The organism is Streptomyces sp. Edi4 (genome assembly GCF_040253615.1).
Taxonomy (GTDB): Bacteria; Actinomycetota; Actinomycetes; order Streptomycetales; family Streptomycetaceae; genus Streptomyces.
This window is the reverse complement of the sequence record NZ_JBEJGY010000002.1, coordinates 32,511-52,818: the sequence shown is the minus strand read 5'-3', so window position 1 is coordinate 52,818 and position 20,308 is coordinate 32,511. Positions and strand designations below refer to the sequence as shown.

General features: G+C 70.6%; 29 protein-coding genes. 2 read left to right on the top strand and 27 right to left on the bottom strand.

The annotated features are described in order from the left end of the window. Positions 1 to 2: 2 nt before the first annotated feature. The 7 genes from ABR738_RS01285 to ABR738_RS01255 form a co-directional block, all read right to left on the bottom strand. Positions 3 to 320, bottom strand: a complete 318-nt coding sequence (locus ABR738_RS01285; RefSeq protein ID WP_350228066.1) for a hypothetical protein — start codon at positions 318 to 320, stop codon at positions 3 to 5. A 105-nt stretch (positions 321 to 425) separates the two neighbouring features. Further along, the gene (locus ABR738_RS01280; RefSeq protein WP_350228065.1) at positions 426 to 914 is read right to left on the bottom strand and encodes a hypothetical protein; all 489 of its coding nucleotides are present in this window, start codon (positions 912 to 914) and stop codon (positions 426 to 428) included. A gap of 37 nt (positions 915 to 951) precedes the next feature. Next, a complete protein-coding gene (locus tag ABR738_RS01275) occupies positions 952 to 1,740 on the bottom strand; it encodes a hypothetical protein (RefSeq protein WP_350228064.1) in 789 nt (262 codons plus the stop codon). 64 nt (positions 1,741 to 1,804) lie between these two features. Continuing rightward, the gene (locus ABR738_RS01270) at positions 1,805 to 2,188 is read right to left on the bottom strand and encodes a hypothetical protein (protein ID WP_350228063.1); all 384 of its coding nucleotides are present in this window, start codon (positions 2,186 to 2,188) and stop codon (positions 1,805 to 1,807) included. An 89-nt stretch (positions 2,189 to 2,277) separates the two neighbouring features. Further along, positions 2,278 to 3,246, bottom strand: coding sequence for a DUF6919 domain-containing protein (locus ABR738_RS01265; protein WP_350228062.1), 969 nt, complete (start codon positions 3,244 to 3,246; stop codon positions 2,278 to 2,280). 192 nt (positions 3,247 to 3,438) lie between these two features. After that, positions 3,439 to 4,572 (bottom strand): DUF4097 family beta strand repeat-containing protein, encoded by a 1,134-nt coding sequence (locus ABR738_RS01260; RefSeq protein ID WP_350228061.1) that lies wholly within the window; start codon positions 4,570 to 4,572, stop codon positions 3,439 to 3,441. Between the two features lie 71 nt (positions 4,573 to 4,643). Then, positions 4,644 to 5,078, bottom strand: a complete 435-nt coding sequence (locus tag ABR738_RS01255; RefSeq protein ID WP_350228060.1) for an RRQRL motif-containing zinc-binding protein — start codon at positions 5,076 to 5,078, stop codon at positions 4,644 to 4,646. A gap of 97 nt (positions 5,079 to 5,175) precedes the next feature. Between ABR738_RS01255 and ABR738_RS01250 the strand changes: the two genes are divergently transcribed. Further along, the gene (locus tag ABR738_RS01250) at positions 5,176 to 5,397 is read left to right on the top strand and encodes a hypothetical protein (protein ID WP_350228059.1); all 222 of its coding nucleotides are present in this window, start codon (positions 5,176 to 5,178) and stop codon (positions 5,395 to 5,397) included. Between the two features lie 136 nt (positions 5,398 to 5,533). On the opposite strand, the gene ABR738_RS01245 is transcribed toward ABR738_RS01250, so the two are convergent. From ABR738_RS01245 to ABR738_RS01150, 20 genes are all read right to left on the bottom strand, one after another. After that, complete coding sequence (locus ABR738_RS01245; RefSeq protein ID WP_350228058.1) at positions 5,534 to 5,815, bottom strand: hypothetical protein; 282 nt, start codon at positions 5,813 to 5,815, stop codon at positions 5,534 to 5,536. A gap of 125 nt (positions 5,816 to 5,940) precedes the next feature. Further along, entirely contained in the window at positions 5,941 to 6,243 is a 303-nt protein-coding gene (locus tag ABR738_RS01240; RefSeq protein WP_350228057.1) for a hypothetical protein, read from the bottom strand. A 124-nt stretch (positions 6,244 to 6,367) separates the two neighbouring features. Then, positions 6,368 to 7,123 carry a hypothetical protein gene (locus ABR738_RS01235; RefSeq protein WP_350228056.1) on the bottom strand — a complete coding sequence of 252 codons (756 nt, stop codon included), beginning with the start codon at positions 7,121 to 7,123 and terminating at the stop codon, positions 6,368 to 6,370. Positions 7,124 to 7,140: 17 nt separating this feature from the next. Then, positions 7,141 to 7,368 (bottom strand): hypothetical protein, encoded by a 228-nt coding sequence (locus ABR738_RS01230; RefSeq protein ID WP_350228055.1) that lies wholly within the window; start codon positions 7,366 to 7,368, stop codon positions 7,141 to 7,143. Positions 7,369 to 7,520: 152 nt separating this feature from the next. Further along, complete coding sequence (locus tag ABR738_RS01225; protein ID WP_350228054.1) at positions 7,521 to 8,048, bottom strand: hypothetical protein; 528 nt, start codon at positions 8,046 to 8,048, stop codon at positions 7,521 to 7,523. A 100-nt stretch (positions 8,049 to 8,148) separates the two neighbouring features. Beyond that, positions 8,149 to 8,358, bottom strand: coding sequence for a hypothetical protein (locus tag ABR738_RS01220; RefSeq protein ID WP_350228053.1), 210 nt, complete (start codon positions 8,356 to 8,358; stop codon positions 8,149 to 8,151). A 151-nt stretch (positions 8,359 to 8,509) separates the two neighbouring features. Then, entirely contained in the window at positions 8,510 to 9,097 is a 588-nt protein-coding gene (locus tag ABR738_RS01215; protein WP_350228052.1) for a hypothetical protein, read from the bottom strand. A gap of 82 nt (positions 9,098 to 9,179) precedes the next feature. Then, positions 9,180 to 9,509 carry a hypothetical protein gene (locus ABR738_RS01210; RefSeq protein WP_350228051.1) on the bottom strand — a complete coding sequence of 110 codons (330 nt, stop codon included), beginning with the start codon at positions 9,507 to 9,509 and terminating at the stop codon, positions 9,180 to 9,182. A gap of 23 nt (positions 9,510 to 9,532) precedes the next feature. Further along, entirely contained in the window at positions 9,533 to 11,608 is a 2,076-nt protein-coding gene (locus tag ABR738_RS01205; protein WP_350228050.1) for a hypothetical protein, read from the bottom strand. Between the two features lie 164 nt (positions 11,609 to 11,772). After that, positions 11,773 to 12,510, bottom strand: a complete 738-nt coding sequence (locus tag ABR738_RS01200) for a hypothetical protein (RefSeq protein ID WP_350228049.1) — start codon at positions 12,508 to 12,510, stop codon at positions 11,773 to 11,775. Beyond that, entirely contained in the window at positions 12,507 to 13,778 is a 1,272-nt protein-coding gene (locus ABR738_RS01195) for a hypothetical protein (protein ID WP_350228048.1), read from the bottom strand. The genes ABR738_RS01200 and ABR738_RS01195 overlap by 4 nt, the downstream gene beginning before the upstream one ends. Before the next feature lie 17 nt (positions 13,779 to 13,795). Then, the gene (locus ABR738_RS01190; protein ID WP_350228047.1) at positions 13,796 to 14,263 is read right to left on the bottom strand and encodes a hypothetical protein; all 468 of its coding nucleotides are present in this window, start codon (positions 14,261 to 14,263) and stop codon (positions 13,796 to 13,798) included. Between the two features lie 183 nt (positions 14,264 to 14,446). Then, positions 14,447 to 14,716 (bottom strand): hypothetical protein, encoded by a 270-nt coding sequence (locus ABR738_RS01185; protein WP_350228046.1) that lies wholly within the window; start codon positions 14,714 to 14,716, stop codon positions 14,447 to 14,449. 143 nt (positions 14,717 to 14,859) lie between these two features. Further along, positions 14,860 to 16,317, bottom strand: a complete 1,458-nt coding sequence (locus ABR738_RS01180; RefSeq protein ID WP_350228045.1) for a DUF2637 domain-containing protein — start codon at positions 16,315 to 16,317, stop codon at positions 14,860 to 14,862. A gap of 40 nt (positions 16,318 to 16,357) precedes the next feature. Further along, on the bottom strand, positions 16,358 to 16,519 hold the full coding sequence (locus ABR738_RS01175; protein ID WP_350228044.1) for a hypothetical protein: 162 nt from the start codon (positions 16,517 to 16,519) through the stop codon (positions 16,358 to 16,360). 188 nt (positions 16,520 to 16,707) lie between these two features. Next, positions 16,708 to 16,887: a hypothetical protein gene (locus tag ABR738_RS01170; protein WP_350228043.1), complete on the bottom strand. Its 180-nt coding sequence runs from the start codon at positions 16,885 to 16,887 to the stop codon at positions 16,708 to 16,710. Continuing rightward, entirely contained in the window at positions 16,880 to 17,182 is a 303-nt protein-coding gene (locus tag ABR738_RS01165; RefSeq protein ID WP_350228042.1) for a hypothetical protein, read from the bottom strand. The genes ABR738_RS01170 and ABR738_RS01165 overlap by 8 nt, the downstream gene beginning before the upstream one ends. Before the next feature lie 151 nt (positions 17,183 to 17,333). After that, the gene (locus tag ABR738_RS01160; RefSeq protein ID WP_350228041.1) at positions 17,334 to 18,134 is read right to left on the bottom strand and encodes a hypothetical protein; all 801 of its coding nucleotides are present in this window, start codon (positions 18,132 to 18,134) and stop codon (positions 17,334 to 17,336) included. Positions 18,135 to 18,448: 314 nt separating this feature from the next. Continuing rightward, on the bottom strand, positions 18,449 to 18,766 hold the full coding sequence (locus ABR738_RS01155; protein WP_350228040.1) for a hypothetical protein: 318 nt from the start codon (positions 18,764 to 18,766) through the stop codon (positions 18,449 to 18,451). Positions 18,767 to 18,805: 39 nt separating this feature from the next. Continuing rightward, the gene (locus ABR738_RS01150; protein ID WP_350228039.1) at positions 18,806 to 19,216 is read right to left on the bottom strand and encodes a hypothetical protein; all 411 of its coding nucleotides are present in this window, start codon (positions 19,214 to 19,216) and stop codon (positions 18,806 to 18,808) included. A 255-nt stretch (positions 19,217 to 19,471) separates the two neighbouring features. Here ABR738_RS01150 and ABR738_RS01145 point away from each other — a divergent pair, with 255 nt between their 5' ends. Continuing rightward, on the top strand, positions 19,472 to 20,227 hold the full coding sequence (locus ABR738_RS01145; RefSeq protein ID WP_350228038.1) for a GntR family transcriptional regulator: 756 nt from the start codon (positions 19,472 to 19,474) through the stop codon (positions 20,225 to 20,227). The last annotated feature ends 81 nt before the right edge of the window (positions 20,228 to 20,308 follow it).

Sequence of the window (20,308 nt, the reverse complement as noted above, 5' to 3'; positions counted from 1 at the left end):
GCTCAATCTCCTTGCAGGGCCGAGTAGTTGGCGGTGAGTTCCAGCGGGCGGTCCGTCTGCTCGTACGGGGCGGTGAGGTCATCCAGGGCGCGGCGGAGCCGGTCGGCGTTGCCCAGGACGCGCGAGCGCAGGGCGGCGGCCGTGATCGGCTGCGGGTAGCGGGCGGCCTCCGTGTCCGGGGTGACAGCGCGGTCGCGGGCCTGCTCGAGGTGGCGGGTAGCGGCGATCAACGCGCAGATCAGGTCGGACTCGCGGTCGGTGATCGCGGTCGATAACGCGCACGGCCCGGTGGGCGGGGCGACGGCGAGGGCGGGCTTCATCGGGGCGGGCTGCTCCTTCGAAAGAGCCGGAAGAGGACGGGGAGGGGAGGTGGTGCCCCGCCGGGGGTCCGGGGCGAGGCACCACCAGTCGAGGCCGCGGGGCGGTCAGGCGCGGGTACTGGTGCAGGCGGTGCCGCCGCGATGCCACACGGTGTGCTCCTCACGGCTCAGCACGGTGAGGATGGTGACCAGGTCCGTGTCGCCTTGGAGCTCGAACTCCACGTACCCCGCCCTGCAGGAGCAGGGGGCGATCAGGGTGAGGACGTCGCGGGCGGGCTCCTCCTCGGGGATGTCGAGGCTGTGGTGCAGCCACAACCCCGCCCCGAGGTAGGCGACCGCGCTCGGGGCCAGGTCGGCAGCGCGCAGGGCGGGCATGCCGCGCCACTCCGTTGCCTCCAGGACCTGGACCTGGCCGACCGTGTCCGGGTACTCGGTGTAGATGTGGTGCAGGGCGGCGGTCACCGCGTCTTCGCGCTCCTCGGCGGCGAGCGGGCCCGCGGCGCCCAGCGCGATCGACAGCAGCTCGGCGAGCGGCTCGTCGGCAGCCAGGCCGGGGACGGCGAGGGTGGTGGGGCGTTCGAGGATCTCGGTCACGTGCTTCTCCTTCGCTCGGTGGTGCCGGGTGAGTTGGTTATGCGAGCACCAGCGCGGGCCGGTGCTCGCCGGTCAGGTCGCTGGTGTTGGGCTTGCCGCGCAGCACCTTCAGCAGGTCGCGCTGGAAGTCGTGGTCGGAGAGCCGGTCCTGGAACATCTCGGCCGCGACCAAGCCGTAGGCGCGGGTCTGCAGCAGCACCAGGTCCTCGTCACTCACGGCCGTCTCGCCCCATGCCTCCCGTACGACGGCGTCGGCGAGTTCGGTGGCCTTGTCGAGTGCGGCCTCGCGGCGCGACGACCAGGACTTCGCCGTGATGTGGTTCGACGGGTAGGGCGAGCCGATGACCGTTCGACGCCACTGCCGGTAGCGCTCGCGGGTGGCCTCCGGATCGGCGCTCCACTCGGCCACCCACTCGCGGGCGAGGTCCGGCATCTGAGCGATGAGGCGGAGAACCTTGTCGCCGCGGGAGCCGAAAGCCCGCCAGATCTCGGTCTCCTCCACCACGCGCAGCTGGTGGGACAGCACCCAGTACGGGTAGTGGACGCCGCCCCAGTTGCCGGTCTCTCCGAGCGGCTCGACGACCCACAGACGGGCCGGCCACTGGGGCACGCGTTCCAGGACCTCGCCGGGACGGGTGTAGGAGCGGAAGTAGCTGAACGGGCTCTCGTCGTACCAGCGCCGTCCCGGGGTGGGGTGATCGATCACCTCACCAACGTGGGCGGCGAGGTTGACGGACGTGCGCTCGCCGACATGGGCGCCGTCCGTGGCCAGGACGGTGCCGTCGGGCAGGGTCGCCATGTAGTGGACAACCGGCTTCTTGCTCATGAACTCCTCCAGTGAGGTGCCGAGTTGAACAGGCCGGCCGCGGCGCGACCGGCCATCAAGTGCGTCAGGTCGTGCGGGCGGCAGCGGGCTGCGTGCCGCCCGGGTTCGTGGTACGCAGCTGCGCGAAGCGCGGGCAGTCGCAGTGCGGGCAGGCCGCGTCGTGGTGCCCGGCGTACGGGTGCAGGCACGGGCAGATGTCCAGGCAGGCGGAGTCGCGGCGCGCGTCCCAGCGGGTGCAGTGCGTACGGACGCGCCCGTCGTCACCGACGACGGTCATCGACCAGCCGCTGTCCCAGCCGATCGCCGCGCGGGTGGCCTCAGTGCCGTACGTGATGCCGAGGACCGTGTAGGGCTCGCCGCCGTAGCCGGATCGGTAGACCTTGCCGATCTCGCGCGGGCCGACGTAGTCACCGAAGATTCGGCGGGCTTCCTGCTCTGTGGTCGCCATCAGGGGGAACGCTCCTTCGCTGCGGCAGAGGGCCGAGTTGAGGACCCACCACGCCGTCCCGGCGTGGGCCGGGGCGGCACAGAAGGCGGTCAGAACGGCGCGTCGTGGGAACCGGACGAGGAGGCCGAGGCGCTGGCCCAGGGGTCGGAGGCCGGGCCCACCGGGCGCGGCGCGACGGGCGCGTCAGCGCCACCCAGGTCGTCCTCGTCGTAGGCACCGGCGTCCTCACACGCGGTGGAGCAGTACTTCCGGGAGGAGAAGTAGGGGGCGCCGCAGTTGGCGCACTCATTCTCTTCGCCGTCGCAGACCTTGGACCAGTCGATGATCACGCTGGGGTCGATGCAGGCCTGGCAGCGGCCGTCGTCCTGGTCGACGACGCCGTTGCAGCCGTCGCCGCAGATCTGCCACCCGAGCGCGGTGCACCCGCAGGAACAGAGCACCTTCGGCGCGTCCGCCGGCGGGGGCGGAACGGGGCGCGTGGAGACCTGCTCCAGGGCCTCCCACAGTCGCGTGGTCGGCCCGAACTTGGGATCCACCACCGTCACGTAGTGGGATCCGGCGATCGCGTTGACCGCTTCCGGGGCGCAGCCGCGCCACATGAAGTCGAGGTCGCCGATGGTCAGGGCCCTGCCGAAGCTGGTGGTCGGCAGACCCCTGCGGGTCGTGACGGTCACGGCACCGTTGCCCCACTCGTTGAGCAGGCTGTGCAGCCGCACCTCGAGACCCGCCTCCTGCGCAGCCACACTCAACGCAAGAAGCAGGGCCCGGTCGGCAATGAACCCTTCAACAGCGGCACGCTGCTGCCAGTCCTTGCCGTCGCAGCCCTGCCCGGCGAAGCCGGGTTGGCTGCTGATGGTCAGGTAGCCGGCGCGGTTGGCGGCGGCGAGGACCCCGGTGTAGGGCAGGGTCTCCTCGTCGGGTCCGTAGCGGGGCTGGTAGCCGGGCCAGCTGCCGACCTTGCCCTCCAGCCATAACGCCATCAGCTCGGCGACGGCGGAGAAGGTGGCAGCGTTCTTCCACTGCTTCTTGTCGGAGCGGCTCATCCACGGGAGCTTCATCAGGGCGTCTCCTGGACGTCGTTGGGGATCGGGGAGGAGCGGGCCGGACGGCCACCACCGGCCCCGGGCAGTGGGCTCGGTGCCGGTCCGGGCGGTTGGTCACGCCCGGACCGGGCCGTGCTGGCCGGTCGGCCACCGCCAGGCCCCGGCGCCCCTTGCCGGGGCGGCCGGGACCGACCGAAGCGGGCCGGGTCAGATCTTGTGGACGCTGCCGTTGTGCGTGCTGGTTTGGACGTCCAGGTCCTGCCGCCCGCGCACGCCGCGCAGGGTGACCGAGCCGTTGTGGGTGCGGGCCACGATCTGGCCGGCGGCCTGCGGCGTGGCAGCGAGGTTCAGGGTGCCGTTGTGGGTGATCACGCGGGCGTCGTTGCCGCTGTAGCTGCCGATCGTGGTGTGGCCGTTGTGGGAGTCGATGTCGACCGACTCCTGAATGGCCTCGAAGGCGTATTTGCCGTTGTGGCCGTCGATCTTCACGCGGCCGACAACTCCGGCGCGGACGTGCCCGTTGTGCGTGTCCATGCGCAGGGCGGCAAGCGGCCCGTCGACCTCGAGGTGGGCGTTGCGCGACTCCACCTTGACGCCGGACCCGATCGGGAGGGTCACAAGGACCTCGATCGGGCTGGAGGCGACGCCGCCGGAGACGCCGCCGATGGTCATGTTGCCGTTACCGTCGATCGTGACTCCGGTGACGGAGCCGTAGACGACGCCCGCGCTCTGGTAGATCCGCGTGCTGCCGCCGGTGTTGATGATCTGGGTGACGCCGTCCACTCCCTCGATCTCCGGGACACGGACGGTGAGCCGGTCGCCGTCGAGGGAGACGGTGCTGCGTCGCACGGCGTCCGCGGAGGGGCCGGTCTTGTCGTCGGTGCGCACCTTGGCGCTGGGGACCGTGGCGGTTGCGTCGACGGTCACCTTGACCGTGCCGGACGGGCAGGTGACGTCGGCGAGGTACGGCCGCCCGGCGGGCGCCTCCTGCCGGCCCTTCTCGCTGGCGGGCTTGCTGGTCGCGACGTCGGTCTCGCTCTTGAGCAGGGTGACAACGTCGGCCGCCGCCACCGCGGGCATCGCGTGTTCGCGCACCAGCTGGGCAGCGGGGTCTTGGCCGACGGCGATGGCGCGCTGGTAGGTGGCGCGGAAGCCCGGCAGACGCTTGCTGAACATCGCCTGGACGAACTCCTGCGCCCACGACTCGCCCTGCGCGACCATCTGCGTGACGGCCTGCTGGAACTCCTCCTGCGCTTGGTCCTCGGGCATGGCGGAGGCGATGGTGATGAACAGGTTGGTCGCCATGGCGGCCGTGGGCTCGCTGACGCCGTACTCGGTCATGAAGTCGCGGATGAGTTCCTCACGGTCGGCGTCGGTGAGGCTGTGTTGGGTGTGGCCGTCGTGCAGGGCGGTCAGGCGGCCTTCAGGGAGGCCGGCGGAGTGTAGGAGCTGGGGTCGGCGGGGGTGCCTTCGTGGCATTCCAGGCAGATGCCGAGCGAGGTACGGAGGCAGTAGAAGTAGCGGCGCTTGCACTCGGGGCAGGTCTGGCGGGCCGCCATCGCCCGGTCCAGCGCCCATTCCTGGGCGAGCGTCGGGATCCGGCGGGGCTTGGCCTTGGCGATCTCGTAGAGGAAGCCGTTCTTGGGGCCCCGGGTCTCGACCTCGGCGACGACCTGCTGGCCGCCGGGGCGCAGTCCCAGCGCCTTCAACTGCCGCAACGTGGCGAGCCCTTCGGGTGCCTGGTTGCGCTTGTAGATAGGGATCGTCGGCCGCACCTTCTTCGGCGCATACACGTCGACATCGACCAAGTCCTTGGTGGTCTTCGAGGTGATGTCGTGAGTACGCATGGGCTGCCTCCCTTCGCCGGGTTGCGATCCGCCGTTGCGATACAAAGTAGCGATACAAGGGAGCGACGCGCAAGGGGGTTGCGCTACCGTGTTGCGCATGGACATTGAGCAGGCACTGGACGAGGCCACTCAGCAGTACAGACAGACCGCAGAGGCCCATGAGGAAGCCCGCAAGGCCGCCATCTCGGCGGTGCTTGAGGCCCTGCGCGGCGGAATGAAGCCCACCGCAGTCACGAAGCGGTCACCCTTCACCGCGGCGTACGTACGACGCCTCGCACGCAAGAGCGGCATTGAAGGCGACCCCAGATACCAGAGGTAGGGAGGGGAAGCGTGGAGGATCCGAACGGAAGGACCGCGCCAGCAAGGGACCCAAGGGCGTGGAACAGTGGGCAGCCGGTGCGCCGTACGAATAACTTCGTACGGCGCACCGTCGCGTTTCCAGCGGAAGCCGCGTGTCATTGCGTGCGCGCCGCGCTCTGTATGATCTTCCGGCCGTCGGGGTGTGCCTCGACGACCTGCACGATGCGGTCGCACCATTCCCGCAGGCCCTCGTGTCGCTCTCGCGCCTCCTCCAACTGCTGCTGTGCGTCGGCGAGTTGTGCGCTGACGGTGGGGCAGTCGCAGGTGTCGATGTCGGACTCGTGGACGCGGGTCATGCAGCCGGGTACGAGGAAACGGCCGCCGTCCGGGTCTTCGTGCCAGTGGCAGGGGCGGTGCGCAGATGGGGTTCTGGCCATTGCGGAACTCACTCCTGGGCGGTGGCGATGGCGCACTCGGCGAGCAGGACCACGAGCTCGTGGCCGTGGTCGACCGCCGCCTCCAGGCGCTCGATGAAGTCGGGGCGCAGCTGCTGGGCGCGGGCTCATTTGAGGAGCTGCTCGAGGAAGAGCACGTCGTCCAGGACGTAGCCGCGGACGTCGACCAGCGCGGGCTGTGCGCGGAGCTCGGACTCGTGGTTGATGGCCGTCTTGAAGGTGCCGGCCGTCCCGAAGGCGCGCTGTGTCTGCTCCTGCAGGACCGCCATGATGTCGGCGGCGCTGTGCAGGGCCAGGCGATGACCGGTCTTGCTGGGGGTCTCGAAGTCTTCGAGCGCCGACAGGGGCTGGCCGGGGGCCGGAGGAGGAGAGGGGCTCGTCTTGTGCCGTTTGAAGAACGGGATGCGCATCTGCTGCTCCTGTCGATGACGGACCGCGAGGCCGGGTGGCCGGGCGAGCACCAGCGGCAGTCGTGGTGGGCTGGCGGCTCTCCGCCGCGCCCGCGCCCGAAGGCGCGGACGGGACGGGCAGCGGTCAGTTCAGCGAGGGCCCAGGACCGTGTTGGATGGCGTCGAAGGGGACGGTCGCCGTCTCGGGCTTGGGCATGTGGATGTGGATGTGGATCTCGGGGTGGACCGCCGGAGGGTGTACGTCGTAGTGCACGTGGGTGAAGAAGGACGGCCGCAGGGACAGGCCGCGGAGCGCGAGAACCGAGGCGATGCCCCAGGCGAGGGCGGTGATCCCTACGGTGACTTCACGGCCGGGCACCGGGGTCCCGTACCAGACCATGGCGCCGGTGGCCGCTCCCCACAGCACCCAGGTGATGCGGGCGCCGCTGTAGCGGAAGAAGCCGAGTACGAAGGCGACCAGGCCGACTGTCTCCCAGGTGCCGTAGACGGTGGCGGCGCTGACCGGCAGCTCGGTGGTGCGGGTGGCCAGGTAGTGCCGGACCGGGTCGGTCATGGTGGCCATCAGCCCGGAGTCGTCGGTGGTGAGCGTGACGGTGGGCCAGGACCAGGTGGACACCCAGGCGAACACTGCGCTGCCGATCCAGTACATGAGGCCGAGCGTGAGGGCGAGTACGAGGAGGGCGACGGCGGTCTTGATCCAGGTGGCGAGGGGGCGCCAGCCGTAGAAGGGGGCGTCGAGGATTTCCTCGAGCCGCCTGTCGAGCCATCCGCCGCCGCGTGTGAAGCTGGCCCACCAGCGGCGCAGGGCACCAGGCTCGGGGACGGCGGCCTGGCCGGTGATCTCGGGCTCGGGCTGCTTGGGGAGCGGGGTGACGGTCATGTCGGTCCTCCGGACGTTCAACGGGAGCCAGTCGGGGTCGGCAGGGGCTTGACCGAGGGGTTGGCGGGCGCGGTGTGGGCCGGGCCCGGCGTGTGGGGGTTGGGCGAGGCGTCGCTGCTGTGGGTGCCGACGTAGAAGCCGCCGATGAGGCCGAGGACCAGGAAGACGTGGTGCCGGTGGGCTTTCCACCAGGTCGGCGGTGCGGGTTCGGTCAGGACACCTATGACGGCGGGACCTTTCGCCAAGACGGTTTCTCTCCCCGGGAGTTGGGCGCAGCCGGTGGCTGCGACGGTGGATGCGGGTGTTGCGCTGAAGGCCAGTCGGCCTGTCCGGTCCCCGGCTCCCGTGGGTGCGGGCTCCGGGGACCGGGCGGGTGGGCCGGCGGGGAGTTCGGGGGTCAGGCCCTGTGCGCGGTGTCGTGGGCGGGAAGGGACGGCACCGCGTCCAGGGGCCAGCAGGGCCCGGTGTGCGGGGTGCGGTCCGGCATCTGGTGGGGGTGAAGGATCGGGGCGCCGGTCGCGGCGTGCAGGCCGCGGTAGCGCCACACCACGCCGGGACGGCGTCGGGCTTCGTCGGCGGGCACGTAGTCGACGGTGAGGTCGTAGGTGCGGCCGCCGGCCGGGTCGGTCCAGGTACGGGGCTGGTCGGACACCTGGCTGATGAGCCCGGCTCCCGGGTCGGTGTACCGGGCGACGAGCACGTCCAGGCTCGCGCGGATCTTGTCGGCGTTGGTGCGGATCCACTCGGGCACCAGGTGCCCTTGGCCCCTGTTCGCGTAGTAGGCGGCGCTCTCCTGGGGGCCGGCGGCGGTGGCCTTCTCCACGTGGGCGAGGGCCGCGACCAGTTCGGCGACGGCGGGGGCTTCGATGCGCACGACCCGGGCGGCGTGCTCGCAGTAGCGGATCTCGGTGGGGGCGGTTCTCAACAGGGGCTCCTCGTCGACGGGATGCGGGGCCGGTCGGCCTGTCCGGTCTCCGGCGCCGCGGATGCGGGGCTCCGGGGACCAGGCGGGCGGGCCGGTCGCGTCACCGTCCGTCGTGCGAGGAAACCGTCGTGGTGTGCGGAGGCCGCTGCTCGGCGGCGTTGGTGGAGTCGTTGGCGTGGGTGCCGAGCAGGAAGCCGACTGTCAGGGCGAGGACGGACAGCACCTGGTGGCGGTGGGCCTGCCACAGTCCTGGCTTGACCGGGGCGGCGGCCTGGAGGGTGAAGGTGGGGGCGGGCGGGTTCTTGGCCATGGCGGTGGGCTCCTTGGGCAGGGGAGGGCGGGCCTGCGGCGCGAGGGCCGCGGGCAGGGCAGGAAGGGGTTGTCGTGCGGACCGTGACGGCCTGCCCGGTCCCCGGAGCCCGTGTGAACGGGGTGGCCGGGGGCCAGACGGGGCGGCCGGTCTATTGCTTGTTGCGGTTGTGGTCGCCCCACTGGATGTTCACGTCGCCGCTGCGGCCCAGGAGCCGGGTGCCGCCGGTGTTGATCTCGGGGGCGAAGACGACCGTGGACTGGCCGTGGCTGCTTCCCGTGTCGCTGGCGCTGTCCGTGGCGGAGGCCGCCAGGAAGCGCATGATGATGCGGCCGCCGAAGAAGATGACGGCCAGGACCAGGGCGACGACCCAGATCGTGTTGAGCAGGTCCACGAGGTCTCCCAGGGCGGGGGCGGCGATCCGCAGGGCGATGGCGCCGCCGAGGGCGAGGACGGTGAGGCTTCCGGCGACCATGCCGATCGCCTTGGCCCAGGCGGGCATCGGCTCCTTCGGCGCGGGCAGCGGGACGGTCTCGAGGCGCGGCTCGACCGGGCGGCCCCAGGCAATGCGGCCGTCGGGCAGCTGGACCTGGACGGCGCCGGGGACCGGAACCTGGTACAGGGTCAGGGCCGGGGCGTCCGGCTGTACGAGGTGCTGCGGTGCGGCGGGCTGCCAGACGGCAGTGGGCAGAGCGGGGCCGACTTCTTGGCCGACCGGGATGTAGCGCTCGGTGTTCATCGGGTCTCCAAGGGAGTCGGTCAAGCGAAGGCCGACCCCACAGCACAGGGCCGGCCTTCGGTGTCGGGGGCGGGGTGGGCTGCTACGCCTCGCCGCGCTCGGCGGCGGCGTTCAGCTCGGCGGCGGTGGCGTACTGACGGCCCACCAGGTGCCGGTCGTCCCCGGGACGCGCGCCGACGAGCCGGCCGCGGGCCGTGAGGCGGACACCCTGGGTGCGGCCGCTGACCATCAGGTCGCGGACCAGCTGCTTGGCCTCCGGCGTGGCGCCGACGAGCACGGCGTCCATCTCGTCGACGACGAGGGTGACCTGCTGGTGGAGGCCGTCGGCGGAGCTGGTGCGCTGGGCGACGAGGTCGCGGGCGGCGGCCAGGAGCGCGAGCGTGCCGGTGTGGGTCTGGTCGGTGTGGGACATGTGCGTTCTTCCTCTCGGTGGGGTCAGGCGGCAGCGGAGTCGGAGTCGGAGTCGAGGTGGTCCTTGTGGAGCCAGGCGCCGTGGCCGAGGTTGACGATCGGGGCCTTGGGGTCGTCCTTCATGCGGCCGAGGGCCTTGCGTACCTGTGGCCCGGTCATGCCCAGGGTCTTCGCGATGATCGCCGGAGCGGCGGGCCGCGCGTGCTGGTGCAGGAACGCGACGATCTTCAGTGAGGTGTTCGACAGGGACGGGCCCTCGCTCTCCACGGCGACCGGCACCTTCTCCATGGACGGACCGGGCACCGTGGCCTTGGCCGTCTTACGGGCCGGGGCCGCAGGCTGCGCCTCGTTGAAGCGCTCCGGGTCGTAGGAGTACTGCTCGCCGGCGTTGCGCAGGCGGAGCATGAGGGCGTGCTCGTCGAGGATGTGCCGCACGATCGGCAGGGCGTCGATGGTGGCCTGCTCGATGCCGGTCGTGAAGCCCTCGTGGGCCAGGCCGAAGGGGTCTTCGACCAGCGGGGCGCGCCACATGGCGGCGCGGTTGTCGGGTCCGGCGAGGTAGCCGAGACCGCCCGTGGTGGTGCCGTCGTTGAACTCCTTCGGGATGGCGCCCGGGTCGATGTCGCCCAGGGCACTGCCTGCGGCGCGCTTGCCGGTCGCCGTGCTGCCGGACCGCAGGACGGCGTTGTTGCCGCCCTGCAGGATGTCGCGGATCAGGGTCTCGCCGCCGAGCTCGGAGGCGTTGGGGGACTGGTTGGCGAGGCGGAACTTGATGCCGACCTTGCGGGCCTCCTTGACGAGATCGCCGATGATCTTGACGGCTTCCTCGCCGAACTCGGGGTCGTTGAGGAGGTCGTGGGCCTCATCCAGGGTGACGCAGAGCAGCGGGTCCGGGTCGCCCGGGACAAAGAACGCCCGGCCGACGCGGGTGCGGCCCTTCTCGTCGGTCCACTTCATCCGGTTGTAGCGCCTCGAACGCTCCTTCATGATCGCGTGGACGGCGCGCAGGACGACGATGCCGAACTCGTTGCCGGGGGCGAACACGGCGACACCATCGGGCCAGTCCGGCAGGGACAGGCCGGCCTGCGGGTCGATGACGATCGAGCACATCAGCGGGCTGCGCCGCTCGATGCCGAGCAGCGCGTCCAGGAGCCGGGACTTGCCGGAGCCGGAGGTGCCGGTGATGAAGTCGTGCACGGCTCCGGAGCCCGGCAGGAAGAACCGGTAGTGGGCTTGCTCGCCGTCGTAGTAGATGCCGATCGGAGCGAGCCCGGTCTCCGGGTCCAGGACGTGGTGGTCGCCGAAGAGGGTGCCCTTCTTCAGCGGGTTCTCGCTGAACACCGAGACGCGGCCGCGGCGCGGGCCGAGCTTCTCCATCGCGATCAGGTCGAGGTCGTCGATGTCGAGCGCGGACGCCGTCTTCACCACGCGCAGCTCGAACTCCTGACCGCGGGGCAGCAGGATCTCCGCCGACCAGCCGCCCTTGGGCAGCGCGATGGGCGAGACGAGCTTGCTCTTGGGGTAGGGGCCGGAGGCGACGGACGCGAACTCGATCCAGTCGAGCATCTGCCGGGTCAGCTCCGGGCCCTTGGCCTCCGGACGCTGGCCCCAGCGCCGCCAGGCCCACGTGCCGTAGCCGAGCGCCCAGGCCAGGGAGAAGCCCCACCAGGGGTTGTCGCCCCACTCCGGCCCGCCCACGCTCGCCATGGTGGTCAGCAGGCCGGAGCCGGTGACCGGCATGGACAGGCCGACGTACCGGTCGAAGTCGCAGGGCAGGGTGCGGGCCGGGCGCCACACACCCTTGATCTTTATCAGGCCCGGCAGCCAGCCCCACACGCCGGCGCCTGCGGCGCCGGCCGCACCCAGGGCCAGGGCGGTCTTCCAGCCGTCGGCGGTGGCCGACAGCAGTTCGCCGGCCGGGCCCATGCTGGCGGCGGCCGCCGCGACGGCGAGCCGTCCGCGGTTGTCGAGCGCCCACTGCTGGAAGGTGCGCGACGACTTCTTGCCCGTGGCCGCCTGCGCGGTGGCCTGGTTGGACTGCGCGGCGACGAAGGCAGCCAGGTCGGTGTACTGGGGAGAGGGGTTCTTCGGGGCGCGCACGAGAGGGGGTCCCTTCTTGCTCGGGGCGTGGAGGTCGGGTCGGGGGCCCAGCGCTCCCCACCGCCCCCGGATCCGCGCGCAGAGCGCGGGCCGGGGGCGTCTGGGCAACACAGGGGCCGGGCCCGCGCGGTGGCGGGCCCGGTGGCACGGGTTGCGGGGTGCTTCTATTCGCCCTGGTAGAAGACGTTCTTCGCCATCGGGGCGTCGGCGTCGTCGACGGCCTCCTGGATGCGGCCGTGGTTGCGGTGCGCGGTGCGCGCGGCGGACTCGGCCTGGGTGACGGAGGTGTCGGTGGCGTTCTTGTACTTGTCGGCCGCCGTCTTCTGCCCGTCGATGAGGTCGCCGAGCATGACCATGTTGCCGACGGTGTAGCCGTCGACGTTGAGCGCCAGGAGCTCCTCGGCGATGCCCCGCATCCGCTCGGCCATCTCCCCGGACCAGCCAGCGAGGTTGTTGACGTCTTCCTGGCGGGACTCGACTTCGGCGCGGATGGTGTTGAGCGCGTTCAGCAGCGCGCGGTGGTTGACGACGTCGGCAATCTTCGAGAGCGCCATGGGGCGGCTTCCTTCCTGCAGGGGGAATGAGGGGGCGGCGCCATCGACGTCCTGGACGTCGTCGATGACGTGGAAGTCTTCTTCGGCGTCGATGTCTTCGTCGGGGTCGATCAGGCCGTAGCCGGGCGCGTCGGGGGAGCCAAGGGTGACGATGTCGCCGTCTTCCCAGCGGCCCCGGTCGCTGTCGCCCTCGTAGTCCGCGTCGAACCACGGGAGCGGGTCGTCCGGGTAGCGGGGGTCGTGGATGACCGTGGTGCCGATCCGCGTGTAGTGGACTTTGACCTGGCGGGTGATGCCGTTCTCTTCCCACGTCCAGATGTAGGGATCGACCCGCCGCGGTTCGCTCACCGCTCGTAGTAGCCGGCCTGGGCGGCCAGCTCGATCGGCGAGGACTGCACGGCCTCGGCGATGCCGCCGTGCGACTTGTAGGCGGCGGCCGCCGCCTGCTGGGCGAAGTCGGCGGCGTCCTTGGCCGCGCCGCCGTACTGGGCGGCGGCCTGCGACTGGGTGTGGATGGACTCGCGCAGCAGGTCGATCTCGGCGCGGGTGCCGGCGTCGACCTCCATCTCGGCCATCTCGGCCTCGATCTGGTCGAGCCGGTTGGACAGGGACAGGTCGTCGGCGGCGACCGCCTCGGCCTCCTCGGCTCGCATCTCACACATCGCCTTCGTCAGGACCAGCGCGTTCATCAGCCCGTCGAGGGTGCGGATCTCGGGGATGACCGTGGACGGCGAGGACATGATGTCTCCGTTCTGTGCGGGGGAGGGCACCACGCTCAGGTGACGGCGCCCGGGGTCGGTGTTCTTCGCCTCGGCCGCGCGGGCCCGGTCTTCGGCCGCCGCCGCGCGCTCCTTCGCCTCACGGGCTTCCTTCTGCGCGGCCAGCACCTTGTCCCTGGCGGCGCGGTCGCGGACCTGTTCGGCTTCCTTCTTGGCCTCGGCGAGTTCCTTCTCGGCCTTGTCGGCGCGTTCCTTCTCCCGCAGCGCCTCGCTCTGCGGCGGCCTCGAGGCGTCGGGCGGGCCGGTCTTGTCGGCCGGCTCCTTCTTCTCGGTGGCGCCCGGCGTTGCCGGCACCTCCGGCCCGGCGGATTTCGGCGGCTCGGCGGGCCGGGGCGGGAACGGCGGAGGGGGCCCGGCCTTGGCGGCGGCTTCCTCCGCCTTCTTCTTCGCCTCCGCCGCGTCCTTGTCGCTCTTCCTCTTCGCCGCGGCGGCTTCCTTGTCCGCCGTGCGCTTCGCGGCCCGCTCGGCCATCTTCACGCGGCGCTCTTCACGGATTTCGGGCCACCGCTTGCGGTAGCCCTCGCCGACGGCCTTCCACATCACCGTGGACGACTCGACGATCACTGCGGGCAGTACGGCAGCCTTGCCGCCCAGGGCAGCGCTGCGAGGGGCGGCCGCGGCGAAAGTTCCCCCCGGCTCGGCCGGCCGTGGCTTTTCCGGCTTGTCGGTTTTGGCCGGGGTCGGGGGCGCGCTGCCCGACCTGCTGCTGGCCGCGACCTTCGCGACGGCTGTGTCCGCGTCCTTGCTGTGATGGCGCCGGTCGACGGAGCCCGCCACGTTCTCCACACCGCGCGCTCCGGCGTAGGCGATGGCGATCAGGACCAGGAGTTCAATCACGATTGTTTCCCCTGCTTTCAGGCGATGCCGAAGGCGCCCGCGACGAGGCGGCCCACGGCGGTGACGACCCAGGCGAGGACGGACTGGATGCCGGAGCCGATGCGGCCGGGGATCGTGGATGCCAGAACCGGCAGGATCGCGGCCAGGATCCGCGTCCGATGCTCGATCTTCTTGGTGACCAGGTCGTTGACGAACACGACGAGGACGAACAGGGCGGGCAGTCCGGTCACCAGGAGGCCGGTCCACTGCCCGACCATGCCGATCGTCCAGTCGTTGATGGAGTTGACCGTGCGGTTCCACCAGCCGCCTGCGGGCGTCGCGATGACGGCGGCGGCCGCCGTGAGGATGAGTACTGCCTGCACGCGGTCAGTGTGCAGCTTGTTGGTGATTTTCTTGATGCCGGGCAGCTTCTCCGCGTACATGAGGAGCGCGGCCGACCCGGCGCAGGCACCGCCGGCAGCGGTACTCACAGCAGCGTCGATCATGGAAATTGCCGTCCTTCCAGACAGGGATGGGATCTTGACGAGCCGTTACAGAGCGTCGTAACCTCGCGCGCGCACAGGCGCGCCTGTGCGCGTCCGTGCGCGCGGCCGTACGGGTCGGGTCGAATCCGGCTGTCACAGCGGCTTGTCACCGCTCTCGTCACAGCCACGGTCACAATCCGGCGGTCACTGTGCGTGCGTCTCACGGATGGTGTCGAGCGCCTGCGTCACGGCCTCGTACGCGCGGTCGCGGGCCTCGGCGGGCAGCCCGTTCAGGGCCCTGCGGAGCCGGTCGAAGGTGACCGCAGCGACCATGTCCGGCCCCTCCAGGCGGGCCTCTTCCAGGCGCTCGCCCCAGCGCTCGGCCTGGCGTGCCAGCTTCTCGGCGCGCTTGCGCCGTAGCGGCTTCGCCCGCTGCGGCGGGTTGTTCCACGGCGCAGTCTCGGTGTCGCTCACCTGCTGTTTGCTCCTTCCAGGGCCAATTCGTGCCAGGGTTGACATCGGCGCTTCGGCGCCTTCACCGGGCTCCCAAGGTGTTGACGGCATCTTGGGGGCCGGTGGAACCGTCGAAACTGCCGTCTCCGCAGGTCAGAGCCGCTCTACAGGTACGGTCCGCTGCTCGGCTCGGGCTCCGCGGTCATGCTTGACTGCTCGCGGCGGACCACCCGAGCGACCGTCTTCTTGTCGACGCTCAGGCCCAGGGCGTCCGAGAGCCGGTCGGTGATGACGCCGGGGTCGGTGACACCGACGGCGAGCTGCTTACGGACACCGGCCGCGATCGCCCCGCGGGGCAGCTTCTTGTCCGCGCTCTTGTCCGCATCGGACTTGTCCGCGTCGCCGTTGTCCGCGACAAGAGGCGCGTTGTCCCCTCCCTTGCCCGCACCCTGCTTGTCCCCGCCGCCGTTGTCCGCGCCGTTGTCCGCGTCCGGGGCGGCACCGCTGTCCGCACCCTGCTTGTCCGGGGCGGACAAGCTCGCGGCGGCCACCGGAGCGAGGGGACGCTGCGAGACGCCCGGGCGGACAAGCTCATCCGCGATGGGCGCGCCAGCCTGCGGGGTCCCGCTGTGCAGCGGTTGTCCGCCATTGTCCGCACGGACAGGTTCCGTGCCGGTCGCGGCGGGGGCGGACATCCAAGCGGACGCTGCGGACAACGCCGGGCGCTGGGTCGTTTTGTCCGCGTCCGGGGCCACGGAGGCAGACATCTTGTCCACGCTTTTGTCCGCGTCATTGTCCGCACCGGCGGACAAGGCGCCGATGGCACGGCCCGTTGTCCGCTTGTTGTCCGCGACGTGCATGCCGTGGTCCGCGAAGAACACGGCGGGCGTCGTGATGCCGGCCGCCTCAAGTCCGGCCGGGCCGGTCTGCGAGAGCGGGACGCCGTACTTCGCGAGCCGCAGCGGCGTCATCGCGTCGACCGGGGCCTTGCGCCGCCACGCGCGCCCGAACCGTGCACGCAACCGGGCCTGGTACACGAGGCGGTCCTGCTCCAGGCGGACAACGTGCTCGTACGACCTCATCTCCCAGAGCTTCATCCGCCGCCACAACCGGAAGGTCGGGCCAGGCGAGAGGATCCACCGCGAGAAGCGGACGCCCTCCATGTGCTTGTCCGCGGTCAGGTCCGCGATCCGGCCGATGGCGTGCCGGGCCGCTTCGACCGCGACGATGAACAGCACGGGGATCACCGCGTGCATGCCGACGCCGAGAGGGTCGGGCCATGCCGCGGCGCCGTTGAAGGCGATCGTGGCCGCGGTCAGCAGCCACGCGGTCTGCCGCAGCAGCGGGAACGGGATCCGGACCCAGGTGAGCAGCAGGTCCAGGGCGAGCAGAACGAGGATGCCCGCGTCGATACCAATCGGGAAGTAAGGGGCGAAGCCGCCGAATCCACGCTGCTCGGCAAGCTCACGGACGGCGGCGTAAGACCCGGAGAAGCCGATCGCCGCAATGACCGTGGCGCCGGCCACGACGATGCCGATCAGGATCCAATGCAGCCGGGTCAGGTTCGTCTTCTTCTTCGGCCCATCCTGCAGGGCGCCGTCCGGGGGGCTGGGGCTGGTCATGGCGAAGCTCCTTGTGGTGAGCGGAAGTTCAGCGCGAAGTTCAGGGCCGGGCGGCCTGCTCGGCCTCGGCCTGGGCGACCGTGGTGGTGGCCCGCAGCCGCTGGGCGTGCCGGGACTTCCAGTCGGCGTCGGCGAGCCAGTCGGCGACGAGGTCGGCGTACGTGTAGTCGAGCGGTTGGTCGGTGTTCACGGCGGTCGTCACGTGGTACCTCCAAGGTGAAGGGGGCCGTGCCCGGGGAGGGGTCACGCCGGGCACGGCAGCAGGAAGGCCGGCCTCACGAGGGGACGAGACCGGCCGATGGACCAGATGGGATGGAGCAATTCCCTGCTGCTCCCCGCCGTCACCGCCGACCAGGCCGGTGGTGACGACAGGCAACCCAGGGGAAGGGGTCAGCGCTGGTTCTGCTGGCGCAGCCGGTTGTTGTACGCGTCCTGCAGCCGGGCGAACGACTTGAAGATCTGAGTCCCAGCCGTGCAGCGGGTTTCGGCGGTGCAGACATTGCAGCCGCGCTGGTGCTCGGCGTTCACCCGGGACGCCTTCATGTACCGGTCGTACAGGCCGTCAGCCACCACAGCGGCACCTCCAGTAGCCGCACAGCACGCAGGCGTCGTCGGCGGCCTTCACCGGTCCGGCCAGGACGAGCAGTGCAGGAACGGTGGTGCCGGGCGACATCTCCTGGAGGATGCGCCGGGAGCGGCGATGGGCCGTCGCGGCCCTGCGGTCCCCGTCGGTGACCAGGTGACGGACGAGCTGGTGGAACGTGTCGGTCTCGTCCCGCTCGAAGCCGCGGTCGTTGTCGCGCCGCTCTTCGTCGTCGAACACGCCGGCGCTCAGGCCGGGCCGGGTGCGTGTCATGCTGTTCATGGGGCCTCCAGATCAGGTCCTCGACAGCCCCGGGGCCGTAATCCCCGGGGCTGTCCTTGTTGGTGCAGCTGCCAGTACGAGCAGCCACGGCTCTGGGCACCCCAACGAGATCGGGGTGCCCAGGGCCGTGGTCGTTCGTCCGGGAGTTGCGTCAGGCTGCGGGCTTGGCCTGCTTATGCCGAGCGGCGTACATCTCGCCCAGCTCTGCCTGGCGCGCCGCATGCGCGGCCGGGTCCTGGGGTTCCAGCGGGACCACCGGCCCTGCACTGGGTGCTTTACCGGCAGGTCGCTGTGCTCGCAGGCTGTCGGCGCCTGCCGCTTTCGAGGCGAGTGCCTTCCACTCGGTGGCCCGCTTGATCGGGAGCTGCTTGGCCTGGCGGCGCTCCCAGTTCTGATCCGCCTGCTGCTCGCGTGCCTGCTTCTCGCGCTGCTGTTCGCGGGTCTCCGCGGTCCAGGTGTTGCGCTCCTCGAGCTGCCGTCCGGTGCCGCAGAACCGGTCGGCCTGGCAGGCCTCGCAGGTGGCCCGATGGAGGACCAAGGCCTCACGGGCCTTGCGGTGGGCGGTGTTCAGCTCGTTCTGGAAGTACGGGACCGACTCCGCCTTCGGCGCGTGGGCCATCCGGGAGACCGGGACCGGCGCCGAGGGAAGGGGCTTGTAGAACTGCTGGGCACTGCGGCGGCTGACGGCGACGCGCTCGGCGTCCAGCAGCTTGGCGCCCCACTCTTCGACGGTCATGTTCATCTTGATCCGCTGGGCGCTGCCGGGGCAGCGTGGGGCGCGGCCGCCTCGGCTCTCGCGGTCCAGATGATGCGTCTTGATCATCATTCGGTAGAGCGGGTGCCACCGGTCGCAGTCGGGGCAAACGATCGACTTGTGCTCGTCGTCGCGGAGGTTGAGGTTCTGGGGCGGGATCTCGGTCGCCAGGAGGGCGGGCCGACCGTTGTGGCGCATCAGGGACTCCCTGGTCGAAGGAGAAGGACACGGGCGGGGTTGCGTTCTCCGCCCTCCAGGGACCGACCGGCATCGAAGAGATCTGGTCGGGCCGTGGGGGACAGGCAGCGCAACTGCTGTCGGGGTGCGCCAGCAGAAAGCCGACCGGGGACCTCGTCGTTCGTCACCCGGCAACCCACCACTTGAGGTGGGCATTCGCATAGCTCGCTGCGGTACTGCGCTTTTCTGTTGTGGGTGGTGCTTGGGGGCCGTCTCGGGCTTCCCACCACCAGGGCCGAACCTGTGGGCTGCGGTCCTGATAGAAGGCGTCCGGGTCAGCTGGCGATGCGCTCCATCGCCTTGAAGAGCGCTGCGTCGGAGGACTTGCCACTGCCGGGGGTCCCCCCGATGAGCGCGTGCACGATGCCGGCGGTGCGCTGGGCGAGCTCGTCCGCCGTGGCGAGGTCGACGACGACCGTGTTGCCCTCCGCGTGCCGTCCGATGACGAAGGTGCCGGTCTCGACCGCCGTGGCGATGGCCGGGTCCGCGCCCTCCACCAGGTGTTCGTAGCCCTCGATGTCCGCGGCGGACCAGGTGCTGATGTCGCCGTGCTCGAAGCGGAAGGTGGCCGGGGTGAGGTTCTGCTTCTGCATCGTCGTTCCTCCTCTTTGAGGTGCGAGTGGTCGATGAGTTCAGGCGGCGAGCGGGACGGGGGACACGTTGGCCTGCGAAGCGGACACCTCGGTCGGCGCGGGGGTGTCGAGGAGGACCAGGCCGTGGTTGTCGATCGGGGCGGGCTTCGACTTCCTGACGGTGACGAAGCGCTCGGCGGCGGTGGCCGCGGAGGTCTGCTGACGGACCACGGTCCGGGCCGCGGAGGCGAGCCAGGCCGGGAGGCCCTGTTCTTCCATGCCGGCGTCCTCGGCGAGGTCCAGGGAACCGAGTGCCTGGGCGAAAGCCATGCGGGCGAAAGACTCACTGCGCTCCCAGTCGAGCGGCTCGAGCAGGTTGTGCACGTAGGCCAGCAGCGGCGTCCGGAAGGTCTCGTACGCACCGGCCGGCGACTCAGCGGCCAAGGCGGCGGCGTTCGGGGAGACGTACATCGGGTGGTCCTCTCGGTGGCAAGGAAAGCCCCGGGATGCATCCCGAGAGCCGTTGGGCGTGACGCAGCGAATCCGAGGCGATGCCCCGGTCACCTCGTTAACGAGGTTGGCACCAGTAGAGCTATCCTCGTTAGCGATGTCAAGTAGAGCGCTATCTATGTATCCTCGCGAAGTGGCTCCCGCGCCGATCAAGGCGCCCCTGCGAGAACTCCGGTAGCCAACAGCCGTAGGATCGTTAGCGAGGTAGGGAGACGTATGGCGGGTGAGACTGGCGCAGAACTGCCCAAGTACTGGCGCATCGCGGATGATCTGAAGGCTGCTATCGAGGCCGGGGACTATCGCCCCGGCGACCGGCTGCCTGGGGAGACTGCGCTCGCCGGGCAGTACGGTGTCGCCTCCCTCACCGCCCGTCAGGCACTCAAGCTCCTGCGGAGCGAGGGCCTGGTGGAGACGAAGAAGGGGGCCAGCGCCCGCGTTGCCGCCTTCCGGCCGATCCGCCGCCACGGCATCCCGCGCGTCGCCCGCAGCCACTGGGGCGCAGGAAAATCGATCTGGGCAGCAGACGACGATCGAACGCCTGATGTGGACCAGATCTCCGTCGCCGATGACATGCCCCCGGCGCGTATTCGTGGTGTCCTCGAGCTCGGCCCCGACGAGACCACCTGCATCCGAAGCCGTCGCTACTCCATCGAAGGCCGTCCGATCGCGCTTGCCACGTCGTACCTGCCGCAGACTCTGGTGGCGGGCACCGCCATCACCCAGGCAGATCCCGGTCCTGGCGGGATCTACGCACGCCTTGCTGACCTGGGCCATGCTCCTGCGCGGTTCCAAGAAGAGGTCCGCGGGCGCATGCCGACTGTCGACGATGCCACCAGGCTCTCGATCCCCGTCGACAGATTCGTGCTGAACGTCGTAAGGACCGCCTTCGACGCGGACGGGCGTGCAGTCGAAGTCAATGAAATGACGCTGGACTCGGCTGCGTACGTCCTCGCCTACGAATTCGATGCCTGAGCCTGGGCCCATGTGACTTGCCCCCTCGTCTGACCTGCGACGTTGTGGGCTCCATTTCAGCGGCAGAGGCGGCCTGACAAC